Below are 23,723 nucleotides of genomic sequence, written 5' to 3'. Positions count from 1 at the left end.
TCGAACCCACGCGCCCTTTCGGACAAACGGTTTTCAAGACCGCCTCGTTATGACCACTTCGATACCTCTCCACGATAGTTTGTTTTCATGCCGCTTTCTCAGCGACATTGGTTATTTTATCACACGGGAATTCCTGAGTCAATACAAAATTTTAAGTTTTTTGGTTTTTCCTGTCAAAGCTCCGGGAAACACCTTCTTACAAAGACTTTTGCGATCTCCAGGTCTTCCGGAGTTGTGATCTTTATGTTTTCAAAGCTTCCTTCTGTCATATGGACAGGGATGTGCAGTTCGTTTTCCACTGCCATGGCATCGTCTGTGGCCTGTATCGTATCGCGGGACATCATCCTGGCATATGCTTCTGTAATAATAGAAGCATCAAAGACCTGGGGGGTCTGGATAATCCACACAAACTTCCGATCAGGCGTTTCCCTGGAAAAGGCCTTCTCATCCACAAGTTTGACTGTATCTTTGCTGGGGACCCCCACCACACAGGCGCTGTGCGCCTCAACATCGTTGTAAGCCCTCTGGATGATCTCCTCTGTCAAAAATGGTCTGGCGCTGTCATGGATAAAAATGTACCGCTCTTCCAGACCACCTTCAGCCTGGACTTCCTTCAGGCCTTCCCAGACAGAATGATACCGTTCTCTGCCCCCCTCTACAATGCAGGTCACCTTGGTAAAATCATATTTTTCCACAAATTCTTTTCTGACATACTCCACCTGACCGGCTCCAACCACCAGGATCACATCGTCGATCACTTCTGACTTTTCAAACGTATAGAGCGAGTAAAAGAGAACCGGACGGTTCTGGATCAGAAGATACTGCTTCTGTATCTTAGCTCCCATCCTGGTCCCCTGCCCTCCCGCCAACAGAATAGCGGTGCATCTTTTCTTTTCCGGTTTCTTACACATCTTCATTTTACCTCTCACCCAGCCTCAGATTGGGAACCGCGTTAAGATCCCACCCATGCCGGGTACCATTGATATACTCATAGTAAGCAGCCACGCCGATCATGGCCGCATTGTCTGTGCAGTAGATAGGAGAGGGATAATAGAATTTTATTCCTCTTTCTTCACACGCCTGGGCCATTGCCTGGCGAAGGGCGCTGTTAGCTGCCACGCCTCCGGCAATGGCAAATTTATCCACACCAAATTCTTCCACTGCATGCATGGCATTTCCCACAAGCACATCTGTCACTGCCTTCTGGAAAGAGGCAGCCACATCTGCCTGTCTGAAACTTTCCCCTTTCATCTTGCATCCATTAATATAGTTGAGAACTGCTGACTTCACACCGCTGAAGCTGAAATCATAGGGGGCGTCCTCCACGTGAGCCCTTGGGAACTGGACAGCATCCGGATTCCCTTCTTTTGCCACCTTATCAATCTTCGGTCCTCCCGGGTATCCAAGTCCAATAGCCCGGGCCACCTTGTCAAAGGCCTCCCCCGCCGCATCGTCTCTTGTCCTCCCAAGAATATCAAATTTTCCGTAATCTCTTACACGCACAAGATGGGTGTGGCCCCCGGAAACAACCAGGCAGAGAAAAGGCGGTTCCAATTCCCTGTGCTCAATAAAATTGGCCGCAATATGCCCCTCAATATGATGCACTCCCACCAGAGGTTTGCCGGCCGCATAGGCAATAGCCTTGGCTTCCGCCACTCCCACGAGAAGAGCACCTACAAGGCCGGGCCCGTAGGTTACACCTACTGCGTCTATGTCTTGCAGGGAGACACCGGCTTCTGCCAGCGCCTTCTCTATCACCTGATTGATCTTTTCAATGTGTTTCCTGGACGCGATCTCGGGCACGACACCGCCGTACAGTGTGTGGAGATCGATCTGAGAATAAATAATATTCGAAAGAATCTCCCTGCCGTTTCTGACAACAGCAGCCGCCGTCTCATCGCAGGAACTCTCTATCGCAAGAATAAGAATATCTTTCTTTTCGTTCATTTTGCCGCCTCTGCCTTCTTATTTATCATCTGAAAATACCAGTTCCATCGTTCTGCCGTCCCTGGCTGTCACCGTGTTGGGAAAGATCTCTCTCACATCTCCCAGAAACTCCTCCGGATGATTCAGAGATGGGCTGTAATGTGTCAACCACATCTCTTTCACCTCCGCCTCTTTTGCAAGACGGGCCGCCTCGTAGAACGTCATATGCTTGTACTCTTTGGCTTTTTTCTGTTTGTCTTTCTCTCCGTACATCCCCTCACAGATAAAGAGGTCTGCATGTCTGGCATTGTTTCTTATGGAGTCTGTGGGCCGGGTGTCGGTGCAGTAGGTAACTTTCAATCCCTTTCTAGGAGGCCCAAGCACCATATCCGGTGTCAGCGTCCGCCCCTCATACTCCACCGTCTCGCCCTTCTGGAGCAATCCCCAGCAACGCTGAGGGATACCGGCAGCTTCTGCCCGGGCCACATCAAATTTTCCCGCCCGATCCACTTCCAGGGTATACCCGTAGCAGAGAACATTGTGATTGACACGGAAAGCCTTCAGGCGGTACCCGTTCATCTCAAATGTCTGCTCCGGCTCCGTGATCTCCATAAACTGGATCTTAAAAGGAAGCTCGGGGGCAATGACGCGCAGAGCGTTCACCACACGCTCCAGGCCTTTGGGGCCGATCAGCGTGAGGGGCTCGGTTCTGTCTGCATTCCCCATAGTGAGCAAAAGTCCGGGAAGTCCGCTGATGTGATCTCCGTGATAATGAGTAAAACAGATCACGTCAATAGGCTTAAAGCTCCACCCCTTCTCCTTGATAGCGATCTGGGTGCCTTCCCCGCAGTCGATGAGAAGGCTGCTTCCATTATAGCGGACCATCAGAGCGGTCAGCCAGCGATAAGGGAGGGGCATCATCCCTCCCGTTCCAACTAAACATACGTCTAACATTCTATTCTCCTACTGGAATAACAAATGTGGCCACAAAGGCGTCGTAGCACTCTTCGCAGAGATCAAAAGAATCCACCTGGTTGTCTTTCTCCGAAAAATACCCCCACCTCTTCTCCACTGAGAGGAAGTCCGCTCTTGGTTCTCCCTTTTCTGTGGGGATTTCCTTTCCACATTTATTACAGATTATTTTTTTAACTTTTTTATGAGTCTCTTTTGTTTCTATCACTTCATACTGGCGCATACATTTCCTCCTAAATGGTATTTTGCAGGATTATTCTTCTGTTACGCCTACATTATATATGGCTGAGCCGCCCTGTCATAGTGGGAACTGTTTCCTTCTCTTACAGCTATTTCCCCAGGTCCCGGCTCATCAGCACTCCATCCTCCACCGGATCGGTATAGTATCGTCTCCGAATGCCATCCTGTACAAAACCATAGTCTGTATAGAAGGAAATAGCAGGGACATTACTCTCCCGCACATCCAGGAGAAGGCGCGTGATGCCGCCTACCTCGCAGAGATTTTCCAGTTCCAGCAGAAGCCGGCCCCCTACCCCCTGCCTTCTCTTCTGAGGGATCACCGCGATCCGGGCGATCTCCCCGTCTTCCAGGGCATAGTACATGATCAGATAGCCGATCAACTGGCGGTCTTCATATGCCGCCAGAAGCAGCGTCTGCTTTTGTCTGTAGCTGTCCATCAAGGCCTGCTCGCTCCATGGATCCGGAAAGATCTCCGCCTCAAGCCTGGCCACAGCAGGGATATCCTTCTCTTTCATTTTCCTGATCACAAGCATTTTCCTACTCCTTCTTCTCTCGCTGCGCCCGTTCCCGTTCAGCCTGAGACATGCGCAGATAGTCCGGCGCATGCTGTGCGGCCGTCTCTGTTCTTCCCTGTTTGAAATACTCTATCCCCAGCGCACCCACGGAAGCTGCCCGCTGTCTGTTCATGTGAGCCGGAGCGTATGTGTGGGGCACAGACAAGGCCTCATCCAGCACATCCCTGTATACCGGAACACCATCTCCCAGGAAGATCACTGCCTGTCCCAGCTCATTCAGCCTGTCTGCCAGCTCCACCACAGGTACGGCGCACTGATCCACAACTGTGGAAAATCCGCCCTGAAAAGAATAGACTCCTGTGTACACCTGCTTCCTCCTGGCATCCATGAGAGGGCAGACCATCTCTGACACGCCGTACAGATTATAGGCAAGTCCCTCCAGCGTGGGAATGTGGATCAGCGGAATGTCCAGAGCAAGTCCCAGTCCTTTCGCTGTGGCCGACCCGATCCGAAGCCCGGTGAAGGAGCCGGGACCAGCTGCCACCGCAATGGCATCCAGCGTTCCAAGGTCCAACTCGATCATCCCAGCTATCTCATCCACCATGGGAAGGAGGGTCTGGGAGTGCGTCTTCTTATAGTTGGCTGTATATTCTGCTATTGTCTGATCTTCCTCCACGACTGCGGCTGAAGCCACAAGTCCGGAGCTGTCCAGTGCTAATATCCTCATCGGTCCATCTTCCTTATCTGTATGATTATTGATCACGGCCTTTTTCTTCCACAGTAATCCTGCGGAAATCAAATCCCCGGCCCGGGTCTTTTTCTATCTTTATTTCCACATAATGTTCCGGCAGGATCTCCTCTATCAGATCCGCCCACTCTATCAGGCTTACACCTTCTCCGTAAATACAATCCTCGTACCCGATCTCATCCATTTCCTCCACATCGCCGATCCGGTACACGTCAAAATGATAGAGAGGCATGCGGCCCTCCTCATAGATCTGCACGATAGTAAAGGTGGGACTGCTGACAGGTTCCTCTATGCCAAGCCCTTTTGCCAGGCCTTTTGTGAACACGGTCTTGCCCACTCCCAGATCTCCCACCAGAGTATAGACATCCCCCGGTCTGGCCTTCTCGCCGATCTGGAAGCCCAGATCAAAGGTATTCTTTTCACTGTTCGACTCAAACACCATCTGTTTTATCTCCTGTCCTGTCTTTTTCTGATGTGCACTCCCGCCGGCGGTATATGTGCCGAGATCATGTCCACTACTGCTTCGTACTCCTCTCCAAGCTGTGCGACAGGCAGTACCATAGCATGCTTTTTGTCATCATAGAGAATGAGTATATGCTTTCTAGAGACTGCTTTTCGCATATTCTCCCATGCCACTGTCTTTTCTTTGTCAGCAGCCACTGTCTGTATGCCTTTCTGATCAAAAATATATTCCACAGGTTTTATGAATTTCTTCTTCCCCTGAAGGGTAGATACTCTGTTTTTGATCACAGCCGGAAATCCGAACAGAAGAAGCAGGGCAAAGACAGCAAAGATTACGGTCATAAGCCATTGCCCCCGCACTGCAAAAGCAACTGTCAGCCCCGCATTGAGCGCCCCCAGCACCAGCACAGCCACACCCGGAACTCCTGTGTAAATCTGATAGAGCATAAACTCTGATATAGCATCCGCATCAAGCGTGATACGGACCTTGATCTCCTTCTTTTCCTCTTTCATTTCCCTTCTCCTTTACACCTATGTGGAACATTATAGCATATCTTTTTTTCTTCGGCTACACATGATATACTTATTTAAAGACTGCCGCAGGCAAAAAGCCAGGCGAAAAAGGAGGAATTTTAAATTGAATTTTTCATTTTATCACAACAATATCAACGTATATGATCTGGAAAAATCTCTGGATTTTTACGAGAAAGCCCTGGGACTTACCGTAACCCGGGAGACAACAGCCGAGGACGGAAGCTTCAAGCTCGTCTACCTTGGAGACGGCGTCACCCCGCATCTTCTGGAGCTCACCTGGCTTCGGGATATGGACCGCCCCTACAATCTGGGCGACAACGAATTCCACCTTGCTTTCCACACAGATAACTTCGAAAAGGCACATGAACTGCACAAGGAAATGGGCTGCATCTGCTTCGAGAACGAGGCTATGGGCATCTACTTCATCTCTGATCCGGACGGATACTGGCTGGAGATCTGTCCATAGGTATTTCATGCGTCTATACATCACAAAGGTCCGGACCGCCCCAAAAGGCAGTCCGGACCTTTTTCTGTTTCCCTAATGGTTCATACGGAACACCGGGCTGATCTTCTTGTAGATAAGAAATACGATCAGCGACACCAGAACTCCCTTGAGAATGTTAAACGGAGCTACGGCAAAGGCAACAAATGTAAACAGATCTGTAATGCTTCCGTTAACAGCCGTTCCCATGGCTACCAGGCTGTCTATAGGGAGCTGGAAAGCCGCCGCATAAGTCGGAAGAAGCACGTACGCATTGAGCACACATCCCAGCAGAGTCATAAAGACTGTTCCTGCAGCCATGCCGATGATGGCTCCTTTTCTGGTACGTTTTCTGCGGTAAATGATCCCCGCCGGCACTACAAGGGCACATCCAATGAGGAAGTTGGCAACCTCCCCCACACCCGCTGTTGTGGTGCCATTGATAAAGAAGTTCAGAAGAATCTTGACAAGTTCAATGGCTGCGCCTGCCAGAGGTCCCATGGCAAAAGTTCCGATCATCACCGGCACCTCGCTGAAATCGATCTCGTAAAACGAAGGCGCAAAGGGCAGTGGGATCTCAAAAAGCATCAGGACCACCGCAATGGCCGCCAGCATACCTACCTGGACGATGGTGCGGATCTTTGTTCCCGCTTTTACATTTGTGTTGTTCATAACCTGTGTACTCATTTTCTTTCTCTCCTTTGATGAATAAGATATTGTGCAGGAAAGAAAATCTTCCTGGAATTATGCAACAAAAAAAGCTCCGATACAAATGATATCGGAGCCATGAAAATCAATCATCTCAATCCTATTGCATAGTTCTTCTCTCATCCAGACTTTACTGTCGGTTTTGGAATTTCACCAAATCAGCCGTTTACACAACTTCATGCTCTGCAGCGCACCTGTGTGCTCACGGGTCGCGGACTATACCGCCGGTTGGGACTTTCACCCGACCCCGAAGACTTTATTCCTTTTACAGAAAATACTATACCTCTTTCTCATACAGATTGCAAGCATCTAAAAAAGATTTACTGTTTTTTCTCTTATGCGGCGAATTCCGGATACAAAAAACCAGTGCATCTGCACTGGTCTCAAAATCGGGGTAACAGGATTCGAACCTGCGACCTCGCGGCCCCCAGCCGCGCGCTCTAACCAAACTGAGCCATACCCCGGTCACAGATAGTATTATACTCGAAGTCTGTCGCAAATTGCAAGTGTTTTTTTAATAAATCGTGAAATTCATAACATTTTTCTATTTTGCCATCTACTTCACCCTGAAATCTGCCTGCATTCTATAAATACTATTCCCTGTTTTCAGACAAATATGCTAAAATATCTATAAAATCTTATGCGAAAGGAGCCCCGGATTATGAAATTAATTGTAACAGGACCCAGGGGAAAAATGGGCAGGCTTATTACACAGGCCGCCGCAGAGCACTCTGACATCGAGCTGATCGCCGGAGTAGGGCCTTCAGGAAGGGATTATATCGGAAAGGATCTGGGCGATGTGGCCATGACAGGCCGGCAGCTGGGAGTGTCCGTAGTGGATAACCTGGAGTCCGTCATAGACAGCTGTGATGTGATCATTGACTTCTCCACAAAAGAAATGGGGATGCAGGTGCTTAAAAGCGCTGTCCGCCACAAAAAGGCACTTGTGTGCGGCACTACCGGATTTTCACCGGAGGAAATGGCAAAATTCAGGGAAGCCGCGTCTTCCATCCCCATGCTCTACGCAGCCAACACTTCCAAATTAGTAAACATTATGAATAAGCTGCTGGAGATCGTGACCACCGCAGTGGGAGATGAGGCAGATATTGAGATCCTGGAAATGCATGATCAGTGGAAAAAAGATGCCCCCAGCGGTACCTCCAAAGAGATGGGAGAGATCATGGCACATGCCATGGGAAAAGAGCTGGATGACATTGCAGTCTACGGGCGCCACGGCGCATCTCCCCGGGAAAAAGGGACTATTGGCTACCATTCTCTCAGGGCCGGAAACATTCCAAGCAGCCACACGGTGTATTTTGGTTTCATGGGAGAGCGCCTTGAGATCACCCATCACTCCTACAACTGGGAATGCTTTGCCAGAGGAGCCGTGGACTGCGGCGTATTTCTGGCAGATAAGGCTCCCGGCTGGTACACCATCCAGGATGTACTGCATCTGTCTTAACTTAAGCACCACGCCGTCTTTTCAGTCGGGAATATTGGAGAAAAAGGGGAGGACCGGAGGAGCAGAGAGAAGATTTCCCCAGTCTGCCTGCCGGAATCCCCCCGGAACCAGACGGCAAACTCCTATTTACGCCAGTCTCCAGTTCTGGCTTTCTGTCTGCAATTTCACCATGCGGGCGTAAAGACCGTTTTTCTCCTTCAATTCTTCTGGCGCGCCTTCCTCCGCCACAACACCTTCCGAGAGTACCACAATTTTGTCTGCGCCTGCCACCGTGCGCATCCTGTGAGCAATCACCAGTACAGTCTTATCTTCAATCAGTCTGGAAAGTGCTGTCTGAATCAATGTTTCATTTTCTACATCCAGTGAAGCGGTGGCCTCGTCCAAAAGAATAATCGGAGCATTTTTCAAAAAGGCCCGAGCAATGGAAATACGCTGCCGTTCCCCTCCGGAAAGCTCACAGCCGTTCTCCCCGATATTGGTATTCCACCCATCAGGCAGTTTTTCTGCAAATTCGTCCACATTGGCCAGTCTTGCCGCCGCCATCACCTGCTCGTCGGTAGCTTCCTTATTTCCAATCCGTATATTTTCCAAAATAGTATTGTCGAATAAAGTCACGTCTTGAAATACTATGGAAAACAGGGACAACAGTGTTTCCGGATCTGTTTTGGAAATATCCATACCTCCCACAGTAATTCTGCCCCGGCTCACATCCCAGAACCTTGCTGCCAGTCGGGAAACCGTCGTTTTCCCGCCGCCGGATGGCCCTACCAGAGCTGTAACCTCACCCTGCTTCGCAGTAAAAGAAACATCTTTCAGAACCGTTTCTCCAGTGTTATAGGCAAAGCTCACATGGTCAAAGACTATATCAAAACCTTTGTTGGAAAGCCGGGTATCTCCCTGCTGAATGGGATGATCAAGGATTTCATTCATACGGGCAATATTGGTACGTGTGCTGATTACCGCCGCCAGATTTTGAAGCGCGCCTTGCAACGGATCATAAAGCCGTGATACGACCAGTAAAAACAGGAAAAAAGTGATCACATCCAGACCGTCTTGAATCAACAGCACAGAACCAGCCAGCGCAACCGTGGCAATCCCTGTTTTCAATACTAATGATGCGGAAACCACAAAGGCAGCAAGTCCGAATTCGTTTAGGATAGAGCGGCGTTCCACTGCACGGATTTTCTTTCCCAGTCCCTTCATGTATTCCGCCTCGGCATTATTGGCTTTCAAGTCCCGCACTGTCTCGATACACTCCTGAATCCCATCAGCACAGGTAATCCTGACGTCCATGGCTTTTTGATTGAGTTTTTCCTGCACTTTCGCAGAAAAACCTACGATAGCAAAAGCCACAGGCGTGACCCAGAGCGCTGCCAGTGCCATGCGCCAGTCAAAAATGAACAGACTGATGGAAATGAGAATTGTGGAGATGATGGAGCCTGCCAATTCGGGAATGAAGTGAGAAAAACTCTGCTCCAGAAAAGTGCAGTCCGCCATAATTGTGCTGGTGAGATCAGCCAGATCCTTTTTACCAAAAAAGGACAGCGGGATCTTCCGCAGCTGTTCTGCCAGCGTAATACGCCGCACACCGCTCTCTGTATAAGTAGCAAAGTAGGTGGCATTATACTGAATGTAAGTGGTAAACAAAATCAAACCGATACACGCCACACATCCAATCACGTAAAATGCGATTTTTTCTCCGGGAACGCCGCCGTTTAGCAGATCCCTCACAAAGTAGAACAGCAATCCCACCGGGAACATAAAGGAAAGATTCTGCATAACGCAGGCCAGACAGCCTTTTACCAGATCCTTTGCTCCCTGTTCGGAGAGCGCATATCGTTTTTGTAGTCGTTTTATCATCTGGTTATACCTCCTTTGCAACCTTCCAATGAACGGAAGTCTGATAGTTCTGCCACATCCGGCTGAAGATACCATTCTGCGCCAGCAAATCGCGGCTGGTGCCACTCTCGGCAATCCGCCCGTCACAAATCACATAGATTTTATCCGCACCCACTACAGTGGAGAGCCGGTGTGCAATCATAATAACTGTCTTTCCTTCGGAAAGCTTTGAAAAAGCAGCCTGTACCCGCGTTTCATTATCCGGATCAGCAAAAGCCGTTGCTTCATCTAAAATAATGATCGGCGCGTTTTTCAGCATGGTACGGGCGATGGCAATTCGTTGCTGCTCGCCGCCAGAGAGATAGACACCCTTTGTACCAATTACAGTGTCCACTCCTTGAGGCAGTTTTTCAAGAATATCATCACACTGAGCATTGTGAAGCGCAGCGAGGATTTCTTCCCGGGTTGCGTCGCGTCTGCCCATACGCACATTTTCCAGAATGGAGGCTTTGATAAGACGGCTGTTCTGAAACACAAAGGAAACAGTGTCCATCAGTTCCTCTTTTCCAATCTCTTTCACATCGACTCCGCCAATTTTTATACTGCCGCTCTGCGGATCAAAGAAACGCGGGATCAGATTGGCAAGCGTAGTTTTACCGCCGCCGGATGGTCCGACAAAGGCTACGGTCTGCCCCTGGGGAATGGTAATGGAAATGCCTTTCAACACCTCTGTTTTTCCATCATAGCTGAAATGGATATCTCGCAGTTCCACGGAAGCATCTTCCGGGTGTCCGGGGTGCTCTGCTTCCTCTAATGGCTTCAGATTTAAAACGCTGTCGATTCTCTGTAACGCATCGTTTACAATCATGGCATTTTCGCTTTGGAACATAATGCGTGTCAGTGTGACAGAGATAACTGGCGTAATGATAATATAGAAAATCAAGTCCAGCAGGAATTCTGTCGTTACTCCGTTTTGTGTAAACAGCAGACCACCCGCGATCAGCATGGCAAAAACCCCGTTAATGGCTGCTGTATAAAGCATCATAGGCATTCGTAGCTGTTTAGTATAGGCGATCACCCATATTTTGTAACGCTCAATCGATTCCTTGAATTTTTTGAAGGAGAAAATTGTCTGGCCAAAGGTTTTAACTACCGGAATACCCCGGACATATTCCACCGCCTCGTTGGACATATCATCCAGCGCATTCTGGTACTCTTTCATTTTTTCCTGCATCTGCTGCCCGGTCATTGCCATCATAATCAAAAACCCCAGAACCACCGGGACAAGGCTCAGGAGACCGAGACGCCAGTCGAACACCAGCAGCAATACCAGAAGTCCACAGGGCGTCGCAGTCGCATTGGCCCGGTCGGGAAGCTGATGGGCAAGATAGGTTTCTGTAGCAGCGCTGGATTCATTGACAATTTTGCGTAGTTTACCACTGCCAAAGCTTTCTGCAAACCCAGGCGGCAGCTTGATAATATGTTCCATGGTCTGTAGCCGCAGGTTAGTGGCAATGCGAAATGCACCCTTGTGGGAGCACATCAGTCCCGCTATGTAGATAAGCACGGAAATGACCGAAAACAGCACTGCCATCCAGCCATTATGAGTCAGATTCTGCGCCCGGCTGAAGTCCGGAGCGATCTCCAGCACGTCCCGGATCACTTTCCAGATATAATAAAAGGGTACCAGCGCAATGAAGGCACTAATGGCTGACAGTGCCCACGAAGCATAGATCAGGTATTTGTGGTTACCTGCGATTTGGAGCAGGCGAGACAGATTGGATTGCTTTTTCAAAAAAAATCCCTCCTTTTTATTGATTTATGATACAGAGAACACATACTGTGTTCTTCTTATATCCGCATTGGTTAGTTATAGCTAACTATTGGTCAAAAATTACAGGGCGTTACTGCCCCATAATTTTCATCCATCCGGCTGTATAAAAAGCGCGCATCTCCTTTACATAGTTTTCTGCGTCATCCAGCCGCATTTCATGAATTACCAGCTCAAAAAAAGTATGAAACATACCAGTGATCAGAATATGCTCTAATGCAGGGTCGATCTTAGGTGAAGGACGTCCAAGTTCCTCCAGAACCTTCTGATAGGAATGTGTTGCTTCCACTTCAATTTCCACCATTTCATCAATCAGACCGGAAAATTTTGTCCCTTCTGAACAGCAAAGGATAAGTTTACATTCTTCCAGATGTGCATAGGCATAGTGAAGCATCTCAAACATGCACATCCCGGAAATATCGCCCATAACTTCTGGCTGCTGTTCTTGTGGAAGCCCGGCAAATTCCTGCTGTGCCTTCCTGAAGCAGGTAAGAATATATTCGTAATGTTTACCTACCAGCGCTTCAAACAGTTCTGCTTTACTTTTGTAATACCCATAAAAGGCCCCGGTAGTCATGCCTACCGACTTGACAATGTTTCGCAGGGAAGCATCTTTATAACCTTTTTCCAAAAACTCTGCTTTTGCCGCCTGATGAATGCGTTCCAAAGTTGTCAAGTTTCCGTCTATTGTATTCGCCCTCCTTATAACAATGTTATATATCACTGTTATATTGTAATCTATAAAAAAGACATTGTCAAGAAGAAAACTCTATGCAGATGGCCAAAACCATTGACATAGAGTTTTTTATTTCTTACCACAAATTACAAAGTCTCCGAATCAAGAATGATAGTGAAAGGTCCGTCATTCGTAAGACTTACCTTCATATCCGCCCCAAAACTTCCTTTCTGCACTACCGGCACCGTCTCTTTACACTTCGCGATAATATACTCATACATCTCCTCTGCCATGGCAGGTTCTCCCGCCTCAATAAAACTGGGACGGTTGCCTTTTTTACAGTTGGCATACAAGGTAAACTGGGAAATAAGAAGCAAACTTCCTCCCACTGTATCCAGAGAAAGATTTGTCTTTCCATTCTCATCCTCAAAGATTCGAAGCCCCAGCATCTTCTTTACCATCTTATCTGCAATTTCCTTTGTGTCGCTGTCTGACACACCGATCAGCACCATAAAACCTTTTCCAATCTCACCGATCGTCTGACCATCCACCTTCACATCCGCATTTGTGACTCTCTGTATAACAAAACGCATAATATTTCCTCCTCGTATTATATAGTAGTAGTGTTTATAGACCCTCTCCAAGGTCTGTATGCTATACTGTTTGGAGATACTGTGGATTGGTTCATTCCTCCTACCACTTGATGGTTACGGAAAGGCTCCAACCACAGTCTCTTTGTATCGTTGTTAATCAGTTAGATACCGCATGACGGTTTATTTAGAACGAGGTTACAAGCGCAGAGAGTTCTGTGGTCCTAAACAGTATCTAAATCTATTACTAAGGAGTGTTCTTATGATCTACATTGGAATTGATGTTGCTAAGGATAAGCATGACTGCTTTATCACGAACTCAGATGGGGAAGTCCTCTTTCCTGTTTTCACCATTCAGAATAACCGAAATGGATTTGACGACCTTTTTTCCAAGATCCAATCCATTTCTTCAGATGTGTTCAATATAAAAGTAGGACTGGAAGCCACCGGACACTACTCTTACAACCTGCTCGGTTATCTCATTGACAAAGGTCTCCCCACCTTCGTCATCAATCCGCTCCACACAAATCTTTACAGAAAAAGCCTCAGCCTTAGAAAGACGAAGACGGATAAGGTCGATGCCCGAACCATTGCTATGATGCTTATGTCTGATGTAAACTTGAAGTCCTACTCAGACACATCTTACCACAACGAGGAGTTAAAGTCACTCACCCGTTACCGTTTTGATAAAGTTCAGGAACGCGCTCAACTCAAACAATCTGTTTCCAGACTTGTCACCATCCTCTTCCCTGAATTGGAAAAGCTTGTTCCGTCACTACACTTGGCTTCTGTGTACGCCCTCCTTTCCGAACTCCCTTCTGCCAGAGAGATTGCATCCTGCCATCTGACACACCTGACGAAGCTGTTGGAAAATGCCTCGAAGGGCCGTTACAGCAGGGAGAGAGCGATTGAAATACGGGAGGCAGCCAGAGTCTCCATCGGCTCTAACATGCCTGCCAAGTCTCTGGAATTAAGGCACACACTCCGACTGATCGGTGAACTGGACTCTGAAATCACGGAAATCGAATCCGAGATCAAACGGATCATGGATCAGATCCCTTCCCCGATCCTGACCATTCCAGGAATAGGCTACCGTATGGGTGCCATGATCCTGGCTGAAATCGGGGATTTCTCCCGCTTTGATTCACCGGATAAGATCCTGGCATATGCCGGGGCTTCCCCTTCCACCTATCAATCCGGGCAGATGGAATCCTCTTATTCCCATATGGAAAAACGAGGCTCACGCTATCTACGGTATGCTTTGATCAATGCAGCCAAATATGTCTGCCACTGGGATGAAACATTCGGTGCATACCTCCAGAAGAAGATTTCTGAAGGAAAACACTACAACGTTGCCATTACACACGCCACCAAAAAACTTGTACGATTGATTTACGCAATGGAAAAGTCCGGCAAGCCTTACATAAAAATGGCATAACCTTTTCTGTTCTATAACATTTCTTTTGAGCACCGGTATACGATGCTCTGTTTGTCATGCGATTTTCAAGGTACAACGATATCTGAAATGCGTTCCCGCAATTCATTCATAAAATCTTCATTTCAGACTTGACTTTTAATAGTTAGTCTTTTCGTTATCTTCTATCATCCACGAACAGGAGGAAAATGTCAATACAATCTTTATTTCTGTTCTTCCCGCTTCTTCCGTATATAAGACTCCACCTCATTTTTTTCTATCCCCAGCGAAACAGCAAGCTCTCCAAAAAGATTTTCCTGGGCAGCGTGAAGACAGCGCTCATCACCTGCGGTCACTTTTTTCCCCTGGGCCAGCCTCTTCTCCTTGCGGACATTAATTGTTTTGATCACCCGCACCCACTGTCTCGTGTCACAGGTTTTCAGCGCTCTTTTCAAAGTTTCTTCCCTCTGCCGCTCATTATCGATCTGGATCATATCCATCCCGTCAATCTCACCGATCAGCTGTTCTGCTTCATGCCGGGAGATCACATACCGCATAATGATCTTTTCACTGTCTGCCGGCACATAGATCACGCCTCCCTTTGAATACAGGGGGGACAGTGTATAGTAATCCTTCCCGGCAGACGCTTCCTCCAGGCGGATAGGACCTATACCTTCCACTCTGCACACACCGTGCTGTCCGCAGACAATATACGCTCCTGTCTCAAACATTCCCATTCTCCTTTCTTCCATATTAGAGAGTATTCCCCAAAATACCATTACATAAAAATCCGCCTATCCACAGATGTGGTAGACGGATTTTTATCTCTGTCTTTCTTTTATTTTATCAGACAAATCCATTTTAAGTAAGTCTTTTCCAGAAAATATTTTATTTTCGGCATTTTTGCGAGTGTTACAGAGCTGCCGTTTGTCTATTTTTACTCTGTTTTTCAGGAATCTGTGCCAGTACGATAGCCGCAAACATCAAGATGCAGCCAACTCCTTCTCTCACTGACAGCTGTTCTCCAAGGATCGCCCACCCGGCCAGGACAGAAATGCAGGACTCCAGGCTCAGGATCAGCGAAGCCACTGTAGGATTCATATTCTTCTGTCCGATGATCTGCAGTGTATAGGCCACACCGCAGGATAGAACACCCGCGTACAGAAGCGGCCCCCAGCTGCGCATGATCCCCTCCACCGTAGTGGTTTCAAAAGCCGCCATTGGAAACATGGACAGGATGCCAGCCACAAAGAACTGGATACAGGACATCTTCACCCCGTCTGTCCTGGGAGCAAAATAGTCAATGACCAGAATATGGACAGTAAACAGAAGCGCTCCTATGAATACGTAGATATCCCCTCTTCCCACACTGAAGGACTCTGTGATGCAGAGAAAGTACAGTCCCGCAAGCGCAAGCGCCACCGCAAGCCATATCTTCCACCCTGTCTTCTTTCCCAAAAATATGCCAAACACCGGCACAAGGACAATGTAGAACGCTGTGATGAATCCTGCTTTGCCCGCCGTAGTGTACTGAATGCCGATCTGCTGCATACTGCTGGCAGCAAACAGTGCCAGTCCGCAGCAGATTCCTCCAGCCGCCAGTGTTTTCACGTCACCCTTCTCGTTGGAATTTTTATTAATCTTTCCCAGAATATAAATACAGGGGAGCAGGGCCACGCCGCCGATAAGAGAACGGATTCCGTTAAATCCGAAAGGTCCCAGATAGTCCATCCCCACGCTCTGGGCGACAAAGGCAGTTCCCCATATAAACGCTGTCAGAAACAGCATAAATGCATTTTTTCTCCTCATATATTCTCCTTTAGTTCTTCCTTTATCAAAAATTTCCTTAACTACAACAACTCGTTCAGTATAGCATATTCATGATTTTTTTCAAATGGTGTATACTAAAGAAAATATGCGGGTGTACATGACAGATGGAAAGCAGGAGGATTTTATGCTGAAGTTCAGACGTTTTTTCTTGGCAAGCGGTATATTGATGCTGGCATCAGAGCTGTGGAAGCAGTACACGCTGACTTTCCTCCTTGGCGGTGGGAATTACAACTGGTGGTATTTTCCCTTTCAACTCTGCAGCATCCCCATGTACGTGTGTCTCCTTCTGCCCTGGGTCCGCAGCAGGTGCGTGCAGCAGGTGCTCACAGCTTTTCTGGTGGATTTCGGCATGCTGGGCGGCATCTTTGCCTTCTTTGACACAAGCGGCATGCACTACGACTATTTTCCTCTCACCGTCCACTCCTTTGCATGGCACATCCTGCTCATCATACTGGGACTGGCCGCAGCCCGCTCTGACCAGGCTGCTTCCAGCTGGAGTGACTACGCCGGAGCCGCCGCTCTGTATCTTACCTGCTGCCTTACAGCCACAGGTCTTAACCTGACCCTGGACCATCTGGGAACTATCAATATGTTCTATATCAACCCGGACTACCCTATGACCCAGAAAATATTCTCAGACATTGCCGCTGTCCTGGGGGATACTGCAGGCATCTTCATCTATATAGGTGCCACCTTGGCGGGAGCCGCCATCTTTCACTTTCTCTGGCGTTTTTCTACTTCACGGGCACTTTGATCTTCACCACATAATCCTCCTCCCCGGCTCCCGCAAGATAGCTGAGCATGTCGTACACATAGCAGTCGCCGACAATGGCAAGATGTTCTTTTCTGATAAATTCCATCAGCTTTTCCAGGCTGTCCCGCACAGAACCGTAGGGTCCTTTATGCATAATGACAACAAAATCCCCCTCCGGCTTCTCGTATAGATCTTCCTCCCTGAAGTGCCCTTTCTCATATATACTTTCCGGTATTTTTGTAAACAGATAGCTTTCCTTTTCTTCCTCCGCTTCCATCATTTCCTTTAAAATGATGGAGCCTACAGAAGCGTGGTTCCGGATGCCGTGGTTTTCACATTTTCGTATGTGCTCTCCCAACAGCCTGGCAGAAGCGTTGATACTGTCCCCCTCCGCGCAGGCAAAATCCGTTACCAGCAGATATTCTTTTTCACCATGCTCAATTCTGGGGACATCGTACCTGGCATCCAGGGCTTCTTCCGTCATCTGTATCATTTCTTCCATAAATACAGAAAGCTCTTCCAGTTCCTTTTGTTTCTCCCGGATCTGGCACTGCTTTTCCCGGAAAATTTCCAGAAAATAGCCTGTATCAAAATTCTGAAAGCATTTCCGTATATCTTCCAGGGAACTGCCTGTATATTTCATGGTCTGGATCAGGTCAAAATCATAAAACTGAACAGCCGTGTAATACCGGTAGCCATTTTCTCCCACATAAGCCGGTTTCAGAATGCCCGTCCTGTCATAGTGGAAGAGAGTCTCCTTTGTCGTACCGCACAATTTTGCAAACTGCCCTGTCGTAATATAAGGTTCTTTGTTCATCCTGCCTCTGTTCTCCTCATTTCCCCCTTGACTATTGTGTTACCCTATAGTTTACCATTCTCTACGAAGGAGAACAATACAAGTATGAATACAATCATTACAGACACTGACACAACACAAAATCATTCATCAGAACTCACGGAAACACCTGGCGGACACAACCGGATGTTTGAAGAAATGCCTCCCACCCGGCTCTTTTTCCGCTGTGCCATCCCCAATATGATCAGCATGGCCGTGGTTTCTCTCTATACCATAGCTGACGGGATCTTCGTGGGATATTACATCGGCGCCCAGGCCCTGGCCGCCATCAATCTGGTCATGCCCCTGATCATGATCAGCTTCGCCTTTTCAGATATGGTGGCGGTTGGCTCTTCTGTGCAGATTGCCATCTGGCTGGGCCGGAAGGATGAGAAAATGGCCAGCCGGATTTTTTCCACTGCCTGCCTTCTTATCCTGCTTTCCGCTCTTGTCATGGGAACGCTGGCCTACGCCTTCTCCTATCCCCTTGTGCAGCTTCTTGGTGCCACAGGGGAGGTAGCGGATCTGGCTGTTCGTTACATGCGGGTTTACGCTGTCTTCTCCGTACTGATCATGCACTTTTTTGCAGTGGATAATTACCTGCGCATCTGCGGACGGGTCCACTACAGCATGGCTATGAATGTAGGCATGTCCCTGGCAAACATCCTTCTGGACTGGCTCTTTATCGGCGCCTTTGGATGGGGCATCGAAGCCGCTGCCCTGGCCTCCTGCCTGAGCCTCATGTGCGGAAATATCATCTGCTTCCTTCCTTTTTTTGCAGGGAAAATGCCACTTGGATTTACAAGGAAGTGGATCAGGCCACGGCTCATTGGAAACATCATCGCCAACGGAAGTTCGGAGTTTTTCAACAACATTTCCGGCTCTGTATGTATGATCATTTTCAACGCCGCCCTTCTGTCTGTGGGCGGATATATGGCAGTGGCGTCCTTCAGTATCATTATGTATGTGGACAGCGTAGTAAAGGCTTTGCTTTTTGGTATGGGCGATGCCCTTCAACCCTCCATCAGCTACAACTACGGCGCAGGAAACCCGTCTCGGATCCGTGCCATCGAAGGGCGGGTTCTGGTGGCAGGACTGCTTCTTTCCCTGGCAGTGCTGCTCTTCATGCAAACCGGAGGGGAGGGACTTCTTTCTCTTTTTGCAAAAGGAGACAGTGAACTGATTGCCATGAGCGTACATGGGATGCGGCTGTTTTCCCTGTCTTACCTGTTTACCTGGTGCGCTATTTTATCCGGTTCCTTTTTTACTGCACTGAACCGCCCCGTCTTCTCCCTTGTAACGGCCGCCGGACAGACTCTGGTGTTTCCTGTTCTGTTCCTTTTCATCCTTCCCCGTTTTCTGGGACTGGACGGCATCTGGCTGTCCCCTGTGTGCGCGGGAGGGGTATCCTCCCTTGTCTGCCTTCTGTTCCAGGCCGACACAAATCGCCGTCTCCGGAAAAGCTTTCATAGCCGGAACGCCGCATGACGACTTTTGTCATGCCGGATTTTTTGACCTTTTCCTCAAAAAGCGGTATAATACATTGCGTAACAGACAGGAATTCTATTCTGCCATATGCAATTATGTGATCCAAGGAGGTAAACAGTCATGAAAAAGAGTAACAGAATATCACATACAGGTCAGGCACCCAGATCCATCGTTACGACAAAAGACACAACCAAGGCAATTGAAACAAGAGCCGGTGTCCTGCAGGATCCGCCAAAGGGCGCCGCAGAGCTGAAGACAGAAGTATACCTTCAGTATCTTGGAACAGAGTGCAGCACTGACGATATTATTGCAAAAGTAAAAAATATCTGGACAAAGGATATGGGCAAAAAGGCAGAGGATATGAAAAATATCCGCATTTACCTCAAACCGGAAGAGATGACAGCCTACTATGTGATCAACGAGGAAACCACTGGAAAGATCGCCCTGTAAAACTCCTGCACGAAAAAGACTCCCGACAAACATCTGAAAACGCAGACGTCTGCCGGGAGTTTTATACTTCCACCCCTGCCAGCCGGATCATCCGGTCATATGTAAAATGATTGAACACAGCAATCGTCCTCCCGACGCCGATCACAGCCAGCACCGTTCCCACGCCGATCCCCACCAGATGCCCGGCAAAGATAAGACTCACTGTGATTGTGACAGTGATGTTCACAAGGTCAAAGCAATTCTTTGTAAATCCCACACTTCTGTAGATACAATCCGCTATAGCTTGCACGATCCCGTCTCCCGGATTCGGGATAATACGCATATTCAGCGACATGGCAGCCCCGATCCCTGTCAGTATGACGGCAAGGACAAGAACCATCACACGCAGCGCCATCTGGCCGACCGTCACCTTTCCCTCTCCGTAAAGGTCCGGGATCACTGCCGAAAACACATTCAGAAATCTTGTAAACACAAGGCTCAGCGGTATCTGTAGTACATCCATGAGAAGTACAAGCCTGCTGTCTGTTTTGTTTGCATGGGCGAGTGCCTCCCCTTCCTTTCTGGCCGCTCTCCTGCTGCGGACCAGATGAAGTATCATCTCGATCAGAACAAAAATGCAGTACAGACCAAGCGTCACGTTGCCGAAGTTATGATCGAAAATGGTGGATACACTGTAGGCCACAGAAATGATGGGGGATACGCCAAGTCCGGTCTTGGTGTTCAGCGTAAGTCCCAGTGCCAGAACGAGAAGTCCCAGAAGGTAAAAGAATACACGGAACAGAATACTTCTGTTGTCTTTTTTCAAATAAATCCCTCCTACTTTTTGTTCCGGTATATTATTTTACGGATTCTGACAGGATCTGTCAAATTCTCTGTCGACCTCCTGCACCTCCACCTCGTACAGATCCTCAAAATCAATCTTCGTATCCACGATCTTCAGTATCCTTGCCGTTCCGTCTATACGGGACACCATCCCCGTCAGCTTCACATACTCCCCCTCCTGGAAATACACGGCCGTCACCATATCATTCCTCCGGATCTGTCTGAGGATCCGATCCAGCTCCTCCTGCCGTTCCGGACAGAGCTGGGCCTTTGGCACTGTGACCTTTTCTTTTCTCCTCAGCGCGTCCTCATATCCTTTCAGAGCGGCAAAAGGCATAAACTGCTTTGCTCTTTCCTGGCGGCTCATACCGCCTCTTCCATCTGTACATTTCACCCCGGTTTCCCCCTTTTCTACACGCCGCTTTTATGTCCTCCGATCTGGCAGTTTCTCTCCATCGTAGTGGCGCCCTCCTGCAGATCCATACCTCTTACAACTGCATTTTTCCCGTACTTTTCCTTGATCGCAAGCAGCACTTTCTGCATCCTGTGCTCCCTGTCCAGCTCTGCCGGGTCCGTAAAGAGATCATACTGCCGCCAGGCTTCATCCACCACATGGTTAAAAGTGACGCTGATCCTGCGCACCGGCGTGTGGCGATCCACGATCCGGTCATAAAGACGCCCGGTACAGGCCATAAGTTGCCGGGAAGAGCTTGTCGTCAGTGTCATGTTCTCGGTCCCATGGGCGGATTTTTTCTCTATTCTCCTGCAGTATCCCACATGAAGGGTAACCGAGTCCGTGACCAGCCCCTTCTCCACCAGTTCCAGACTGAGAAGGTCTGCCATCTCTCTGGCCGCCAGCCTCCCTTCCTCAAAACTGTAGTCCCTGGGCAGCACCTGTCCGTTGGAAACGGAACTGGATTTCGGCCTGTAGGTTTTGATATCTTCCATGGTCGTACTCTCTCTGCCCCAGGCATGGTCAATGAGCAGCTCCGCATCAACACCGAACATACGGTAGAGCATCCCTTCATCTGCATGGGCCACCTCCTCCATGGTGGTGAGACCGCACTGGGACAGCCTCCTCTCAATCCCCTTTCCGATCCGCCAGAAATCTGTCAGAGGCCTGTGTCTCCAAAGCTGCATCCTGTAGCTTTCTTCATCCAGCTCCTCCACATGCCCTTCTGAATGCTTGGCTGTGATATCCATGGCAATCTTGGCCAGATAGAGATTGGTCCCCACCCCCACCGAGGCAGTAATCCCCGTCGTTTCATACACATCTTCCATGATCTTTACACCCAGTTCCTTACCGCTCATCTGATACATATCCAGATACCGTGTCACATCCATAAACACTTCGTCAATACTGTAGACATGGATATCCTCCTTTGAAATGTACTTCAGATAAATGCCATATACCCGGGCAGACCAGTCGATGTAAAGCTGCATCCTCGGCGGCGCCATGATATATCTGATCCCTTTTGGGATCTCAAACACCCGGCATCTTCCGGGCACTCCCAGCGCTTTCATGGCAGGGGAAACAGCCAGGCAGATGGTCTGGTCCGTCCTTTCCGGATCTGCCACCACAAGGTTCGTGGTCATAGGATCCAGGCCTCTCTCCCGGCATTCCACGGAAGCATAAAAAGATTTTAGATCGATACACACATATGTCTTTTGTCTTTCCGTCCGGACAGATCTTTCCATCATGGCTCTCCCTCCCTGGATTTCTATTCAACCGAACATTTGTTCTGTTTTGATTATAGCAGGGATGCCCTGGGTTTTCAACTGGTGATTTCTGACAAATTTCCACCCGCCACAAAAATCTGTACAGACACGTAAAAAATAGGCTTCGCCTATTCAGCTCCCCCTGCCCCTCAATCATGAGGGGTTAGGGGTTCCCTTTTGTTACTTTTTCTTGCATAATGGACTTATGAATATCTTACAAAGAATCTTTGCAGACCATTATGAAGAAATTAAATATACTCTTCATCCCAGAAAAACTGAGATGGAAAATATTGATAAGATGCTCAACTGCGGTGATCCCTCATTTGGCGGCGCCATGTACTCCTGCCCCCACTGTGGTAATTTCAAGTTTGTTCCTTTTCGTTGTCACAGCCGCTTTTGCCCTTCCTGCTGAAACAAATATGCTATGGAACGCACTACCAGTATGTCTTTTAAGCTCGTCAGCGTTCAACACCGCCATTGCGTTTTTACCATTGATGAAAACCTCCGCAACTTCTTCCTTCAGGACCGTTCTCTCCTCAACTGTCTCTTTCATTCCGTCTCCAGTGTCATATCCCGTATGTTTTTCAATCTGAACCATGCCAAGAACTTCACTCCCGGCTATATCATGGTTCTCCACACTTTTGGCAGAGATCTCAAATGGAATCCTCACATCCACTGCATCCTTTCCGAAGGTGGTTACAGTGATGACGGCTTCTGGCGTCATGTGAAACACTTTAACTTCAACTATCTCCGTAATGCGTTCCGCACTGCCCTTCTCAATGAACTGGAAGACAGGATTGGACCTTCTTTTAAAAAAGTAAAAGCGCAATGTTACACTCAACACAAACAAGGCTTCTATGTCTATGCAAAACCCAATCTTTGCGATCCGAAAGTAGTTGCTAAATACATTGGCCGTTATCTTGGCAGGCCCGTCATAGCCACATCCAGGATCGATCGGTATGATGGAGATACCGTTACTTTCCACTATAACCGCCACGAAGATGAGCAGTATGTGGAAGAGACTTTACCTGCCATAGATTTCATCAAACGTCTCATCCGTCACATTCCGGAAAAACATTTTAAAATGATCCGCTATGGCGGTCTGTATGCAAGACACCGTAAGATTGATTCAAAACTGCACCGCGTCATTTCCAGAGAAAAACACAAGATATACCGCAGCTTCACTCAATGGAGGACCTCTATTTTCCTTTCTTTCGGTTATGATCCTCTGTATTGTCCTGAATGTAATCACAAAATGGAGTTCCTGGAACTCTATTACAACCATAAGCGCGTATCCCTCGAAGAAATGTACGAGATAGCCATGTCCAAATCTCGTGGAATGCGTTCCTCTGCATAGTGCTGTTATGATATAATCCTCTCAAAGGAGGATGTTTACCATGAAACCAGATATCGAGGAACTGCGCAAA

At 48.3% G+C, this 23,723-nt stretch carries 25 protein-coding genes, 1 tRNA gene, 1 pseudogene and 1 riboswitch; of the genes and pseudogenes, 7 read left to right on the top strand and 20 right to left on the bottom strand.

The features are described 5' to 3' along the window. Positions 1-173: 173 nt before the first annotated feature. The 8 genes from ispD to Q5911_RS13670 form a co-directional block, all read right to left on the bottom strand. Complete coding sequence (gene ispD, locus Q5911_RS13705) at positions 174-917, bottom strand: 2-C-methyl-D-erythritol 4-phosphate cytidylyltransferase (protein WP_331592721.1); 744 nt, start codon at positions 915-917, stop codon at positions 174-176. Between the two features lies 1 nt (position 918). After that, positions 919-1,947 (bottom strand): tRNA (adenosine(37)-N6)-threonylcarbamoyltransferase complex transferase subunit TsaD, encoded by a 1,029-nt coding sequence (tsaD, locus tag Q5911_RS13700; protein ID WP_076778503.1) that lies wholly within the window; start codon positions 1,945-1,947, stop codon positions 919-921. A gap of 18 nt (positions 1,948-1,965) precedes the next feature. After that, positions 1,966-2,880: a ribonuclease Z gene (locus Q5911_RS13695; protein WP_076778505.1), complete on the bottom strand. Its 915-nt coding sequence runs from the start codon at positions 2,878-2,880 to the stop codon at positions 1,966-1,968. A gap of 1 nt (position 2,881) precedes the next feature. Next, positions 2,882-3,121, bottom strand: coding sequence for a hypothetical protein (locus Q5911_RS13690; RefSeq protein WP_226394191.1), 240 nt, complete (start codon positions 3,119-3,121; stop codon positions 2,882-2,884). A gap of 106 nt (positions 3,122-3,227) precedes the next feature. Then, on the bottom strand, positions 3,228-3,671 hold the full coding sequence (gene rimI, locus Q5911_RS13685; protein ID WP_303183601.1) for a ribosomal protein S18-alanine N-acetyltransferase: 444 nt from the start codon (positions 3,669-3,671) through the stop codon (positions 3,228-3,230). 4 nt (positions 3,672-3,675) lie between these two features. Next, positions 3,676-4,380: a tRNA (adenosine(37)-N6)-threonylcarbamoyltransferase complex dimerization subunit type 1 TsaB gene (tsaB, locus tag Q5911_RS13680; RefSeq protein ID WP_303183599.1), complete on the bottom strand. Its 705-nt coding sequence runs from the start codon at positions 4,378-4,380 to the stop codon at positions 3,676-3,678. A gap of 25 nt (positions 4,381-4,405) precedes the next feature. After that, positions 4,406-4,843: a tRNA (adenosine(37)-N6)-threonylcarbamoyltransferase complex ATPase subunit type 1 TsaE gene (gene tsaE / locus Q5911_RS13675; RefSeq protein WP_226394194.1), complete on the bottom strand. Its 438-nt coding sequence runs from the start codon at positions 4,841-4,843 to the stop codon at positions 4,406-4,408. 5 nt (positions 4,844-4,848) lie between these two features. Further along, complete coding sequence (locus tag Q5911_RS13670) at positions 4,849-5,376, bottom strand: YcxB family protein (RefSeq protein ID WP_303183597.1); 528 nt, start codon at positions 5,374-5,376, stop codon at positions 4,849-4,851. A gap of 124 nt (positions 5,377-5,500) precedes the next feature. Here Q5911_RS13670 and Q5911_RS13665 point away from each other — a divergent pair, with 124 nt between their 5' ends. After that, on the top strand, positions 5,501-5,863 hold the full coding sequence (locus Q5911_RS13665) for a VOC family protein (protein WP_226394196.1): 363 nt from the start codon (positions 5,501-5,503) through the stop codon (positions 5,861-5,863). Between the two features lie 72 nt (positions 5,864-5,935). Here the strand turns inward: Q5911_RS13665 and Q5911_RS13660 are convergent, their stop codons facing one another. Continuing rightward, the gene (locus tag Q5911_RS13660) at positions 5,936-6,565 is read right to left on the bottom strand and encodes an ECF transporter S component (RefSeq protein WP_303183595.1); all 630 of its coding nucleotides are present in this window, start codon (positions 6,563-6,565) and stop codon (positions 5,936-5,938) included. Positions 6,566-6,693: 128 nt separating this feature from the next. Continuing rightward, positions 6,694-6,845, bottom strand: a riboswitch (FMN riboswitch). Positions 6,846-6,975: 130 nt separating this feature from the next. Next, positions 6,976-7,050: transfer RNA gene (locus Q5911_RS13655), tRNA-Pro, on the bottom strand. 197 nt (positions 7,051-7,247) lie between these two features. On the opposite strand from Q5911_RS13655, the gene dapB reads away from it, so the two are divergent. Then, entirely contained in the window at positions 7,248-8,048 is an 801-nt protein-coding gene (gene dapB, locus Q5911_RS13650; RefSeq protein ID WP_303183593.1) for a 4-hydroxy-tetrahydrodipicolinate reductase, read from the top strand. A 126-nt stretch (positions 8,049-8,174) separates the two neighbouring features. Here the strand turns inward: dapB and Q5911_RS13645 are convergent, their stop codons facing one another. From Q5911_RS13645 to dtd, 4 genes are all read right to left on the bottom strand, one after another. Beyond that, positions 8,175-9,908 (bottom strand): ABC transporter ATP-binding protein, encoded by a 1,734-nt coding sequence (locus Q5911_RS13645; RefSeq protein WP_303183591.1) that lies wholly within the window; start codon positions 9,906-9,908, stop codon positions 8,175-8,177. A 4-nt stretch (positions 9,909-9,912) separates the two neighbouring features. Beyond that, entirely contained in the window at positions 9,913-11,682 is a 1,770-nt protein-coding gene (locus Q5911_RS13640) for an ABC transporter ATP-binding protein (protein WP_303183589.1), read from the bottom strand. A 109-nt stretch (positions 11,683-11,791) separates the two neighbouring features. Further along, positions 11,792-12,406: a TetR/AcrR family transcriptional regulator gene (locus tag Q5911_RS13635; RefSeq protein ID WP_076780972.1), complete on the bottom strand. Its 615-nt coding sequence runs from the start codon at positions 12,404-12,406 to the stop codon at positions 11,792-11,794. 134 nt (positions 12,407-12,540) lie between these two features. Then, positions 12,541-12,987, bottom strand: a complete 447-nt coding sequence (gene dtd, locus Q5911_RS13630; RefSeq protein ID WP_076778528.1) for a D-aminoacyl-tRNA deacylase — start codon at positions 12,985-12,987, stop codon at positions 12,541-12,543. 259 nt (positions 12,988-13,246) lie between these two features. On the opposite strand from dtd, the gene Q5911_RS13625 reads away from it, so the two are divergent. Continuing rightward, entirely contained in the window at positions 13,247-14,422 is a 1,176-nt protein-coding gene (locus Q5911_RS13625; RefSeq protein ID WP_303183586.1) for an IS110 family transposase, read from the top strand. Positions 14,423-14,622: 200 nt separating this feature from the next. Here Q5911_RS13625 and Q5911_RS13620 read toward each other — a convergent pair whose 3' ends face one another. Together Q5911_RS13620 and Q5911_RS13615 are read right to left on the bottom strand one after the other, a co-directional pair. Further along, positions 14,623-15,129, bottom strand: coding sequence for a CarD family transcriptional regulator (locus Q5911_RS13620; protein WP_303183584.1), 507 nt, complete (start codon positions 15,127-15,129; stop codon positions 14,623-14,625). Between the two features lie 181 nt (positions 15,130-15,310). Then, positions 15,311-16,207: a DMT family transporter gene (locus tag Q5911_RS13615; protein WP_076778532.1), complete on the bottom strand. Its 897-nt coding sequence runs from the start codon at positions 16,205-16,207 to the stop codon at positions 15,311-15,313. A gap of 145 nt (positions 16,208-16,352) precedes the next feature. Between Q5911_RS13615 and Q5911_RS13610 the strand changes: the two genes are divergently transcribed. Next, on the top strand, positions 16,353-16,982 hold the full coding sequence (locus tag Q5911_RS13610; RefSeq protein ID WP_303183582.1) for a TMEM164 family acyltransferase: 630 nt from the start codon (positions 16,353-16,355) through the stop codon (positions 16,980-16,982). On the opposite strand, the gene Q5911_RS13605 is transcribed toward Q5911_RS13610, so the two are convergent. Beyond that, entirely contained in the window at positions 16,963-17,799 is an 837-nt protein-coding gene (locus tag Q5911_RS13605) for a MerR family transcriptional regulator (RefSeq protein WP_303183580.1), read from the bottom strand. The genes Q5911_RS13610 and Q5911_RS13605 overlap by 20 nt on opposite strands. A gap of 84 nt (positions 17,800-17,883) precedes the next feature. Here Q5911_RS13605 and Q5911_RS13600 point away from each other — a divergent pair, with 84 nt between their 5' ends. Together Q5911_RS13600 and Q5911_RS13595 are read left to right on the top strand one after the other, a co-directional pair. Beyond that, positions 17,884-19,305 (top strand): MATE family efflux transporter, encoded by a 1,422-nt coding sequence (locus Q5911_RS13600; RefSeq protein ID WP_281725647.1) that lies wholly within the window; start codon positions 17,884-17,886, stop codon positions 19,303-19,305. 120 nt (positions 19,306-19,425) lie between these two features. After that, positions 19,426-19,755 (top strand): DUF6465 family protein, encoded by a 330-nt coding sequence (locus Q5911_RS13595; protein ID WP_303183576.1) that lies wholly within the window; start codon positions 19,426-19,428, stop codon positions 19,753-19,755. A 61-nt stretch (positions 19,756-19,816) separates the two neighbouring features. On the opposite strand, the gene Q5911_RS13590 is transcribed toward Q5911_RS13595, so the two are convergent. The 3 genes from Q5911_RS13590 to Q5911_RS13580 are packed head-to-tail and all read right to left on the bottom strand — an operon-like array spanning position 19,817 to position 22,278. Beyond that, entirely contained in the window at positions 19,817-20,560 is a 744-nt protein-coding gene (locus Q5911_RS13590; protein ID WP_303183575.1) for a DUF6198 family protein, read from the bottom strand. Positions 20,561-20,596: 36 nt separating this feature from the next. Continuing rightward, the gene (locus tag Q5911_RS13585) at positions 20,597-20,971 is read right to left on the bottom strand and encodes a YolD-like family protein (protein ID WP_331592708.1); all 375 of its coding nucleotides are present in this window, start codon (positions 20,969-20,971) and stop codon (positions 20,597-20,599) included. A 17-nt stretch (positions 20,972-20,988) separates the two neighbouring features. Then, positions 20,989-22,278, bottom strand: coding sequence for a Y-family DNA polymerase (locus Q5911_RS13580; protein WP_303183573.1), 1,290 nt, complete (start codon positions 22,276-22,278; stop codon positions 20,989-20,991). Positions 22,279-22,501: 223 nt separating this feature from the next. Between Q5911_RS13580 and Q5911_RS15040 the strand changes: the two are divergent. Continuing rightward, positions 22,502-23,653: pseudogene (locus tag Q5911_RS15040) on the top strand (IS91 family transposase). Positions 23,654-23,723 lie beyond the last annotated feature (70 nt).

This window comes from Lachnoclostridium phocaeense (assembly GCF_959599685.1).
In the GTDB taxonomy this organism is placed as follows: domain Bacteria; phylum Bacillota; class Clostridia; order Lachnospirales; family Lachnospiraceae; genus Claveliimonas; species Claveliimonas monacensis.
This window is presented reverse-complemented; position numbering and strand designations above follow the sequence as displayed.